Source organism: Pseudomonas sp. NFACC16-2 (assembly GCF_900119205.1).
Classification (GTDB): Bacteria; Pseudomonadota; Gammaproteobacteria; order Pseudomonadales; family Pseudomonadaceae; genus Aquipseudomonas; species Aquipseudomonas fluorescens_Q.
Map to the genome: position 1 here is coordinate 1 of NZ_FPIX01000085.1, position 2,298 is coordinate 2,298.

General features: G+C 52.6%; 1 rRNA gene. It reads left to right on the forward strand.

The annotated features are described in order from the left end of the window. Window positions 1-2,298, forward strand: a 23S ribosomal RNA gene (locus tag BT116_RS29985); the annotation flags it as partial.

Genomic DNA, 2,298 nt, shown 5'->3' on the forward strand with positions numbered 1-2,298 from the left:
AGGGGAGTGAAATAGATCCTGAAACCGTATGCGTACAAGCAGTGGGAGCCCACTTTGTTGGGTGACTGCGTACCTTTTGTATAATGGGTCAGCGACTTATTTTCAGTGGCGAGCTTAACCGAATAGGGGAGGCGTAGCGAAAGCGAGTCTTAATAGGGCGTCTAGTCGCTGGGAATAGACCCGAAACCGGGCGATCTATCCATGGGCAGGTTGAAGGTTAGGTAACACTGACTGGAGGACCGAACCGACTACCGTTGAAAAGTTAGCGGATGACCTGTGGATCGGAGTGAAAGGCTAATCAAGCTCGGAGATAGCTGGTTCTCCTCGAAAGCTATTTAGGTAGCGCCTCATGTATCACTGTAGGGGGTAGAGCACTGTTTCGGCTAGGGGGTCATCCCGACTTACCAAACCGATGCAAACTCCGAATACCTACAAGTGCCGAGCATGGGAGACACACGGCGGGTGCTAACGTCCGTCGTGAAAAGGGAAACAACCCAGACCGTCAGCTAAGGTCCCAAAGTTATGGTTAAGTGGGAAACGATGTGGGAAGGCTTAGACAGCTAGGAGGTTGGCTTAGAAGCAGCCACCCTTTAAAGAAAGCGTAATAGCTCACTAGTCGAGTCGGCCTGCGCGGAAGATGTAACGGGGCTCAAACCATACACCGAAGCTACGGGTATCACGCAAGTGATGCGGTAGAGGAGCGTTCTGTAAGCCTGTGAAGGTGAGTTGAGAAGCTTGCTGGAGGTATCAGAAGTGCGAATGCTGACATGAGTAACGACAATGGGTGTGAAAAACACCCACGCCGAAAGACCAAGGTTTCCTGCGCAACGTTAATCGACGCAGGGTTAGTCGGTCCCTAAGGCGAGGCTGAAAAGCGTAGTCGATGGAAAACAGGTTAATATTCCTGTACTTCTGGTTATTGCGATGGAGGGACGGAGAAGGCTAGGCCAGCTTGGCGTTGGTTGTCCAAGTTTAAGGTGGTAGGCTGGAATCTTAGGTAAATCCGGGATTCTAAGGCCGAGAGCTGATGACGAGTTACCCTTTGGGTGACGAAGTGGTTGATGCCATGCTTCCAAGAAAAGCTTCTAAGCTTCAGGTAACCAGGAACCGTACCCCAAACCGACACAGGTGGTTGGGTAGAGAATACCAAGGCGCTTGAGAGAACTCGGGTGAAGGAACTAGGCAAAATGGCACCGTAACTTCGGGAGAAGGTGCGCCGGTGAGGGTGAAGCACTTGCTGCGTAAGCCCACGCCGGTCGAAGATACCAGGCCGCTGCGACTGTTTATTAAAAACACAGCACTCTGCAAACACGAAAGTGGACGTATAGGGTGTGACGCCTGCCCGGTGCCGGAAGGTTAATTGATGGGGTTAGCTAACGCGAAGCTCTTGATCGAAGCCCCGGTAAACGGCGGCCGTAACTATAACGGTCCTAAGGTAGCGAAATTCCTTGTCGGGTAAGTTCCGACCTGCACGAATGGCGTAACGATGGCGGCGCTGTCTCCACCCGAGACTCAGTGAAATTGAAATCGCTGTGAAGATGCAGTGTATCCGCGGCTAGACGGAAAGACCCCGTGAACCTTTACTATAGCTTTGCACTGGACTTTGAATTTGCTTGTGTAGGATAGGTGGGAGGCTTTGAAGCGTGGACGCCAGTTCGCGTGGAGCCATCCTTGAAATACCACCCTGGCAACTTTGAGGTTCTAACTCAGGTCCGTTATCCGGATCGAGGACAGTGTATGGTGGGTAGTTTGACTGGGGCGGTCTCCTCCTAAAGAGTAACGGAGGAGTACGAAGGTGCGCTCAGACCGGTCGGAAATCGGTCGTAGAGTATAAAGGCAAAAGCGCGCTTGACTGCGAGACAGACACGTCGAGCAGGTACGAAAGTAGGTCTTAGTGATCCGGTGGTTCTGTATGGAAGGGCCATCGCTCAACGGATAAAAGGTACTCCGGGGATAACAGGCTGATACCGCCCAAGAGTTCATATCGACGGCGGTGTTTGGCACCTCGATGTCGGCTCATCACATCCTGGGGCTGAAGCCGGTCCCAAGGGTATGGCTGTTCGCCATTTAAAGTGGTACGCGAGCTGGGTTTAGAACGTCGTGAGACAGTTCGGTCCCTATCTGCCGTGGACGTTTGAGATTTGAGAGGGGCTGCTCCTAGTACGAGAGGACCGGAGTGGACGAACCTCTGGTGTTCCGGTTGTCACGCCAGTGGCATTGCCGGGTAGCTATGTTCGGAAAAGATAACCGCTGAAAGCATCTAAGCGGGAAACTTGCCTCAAGATGAGATCTCACTGG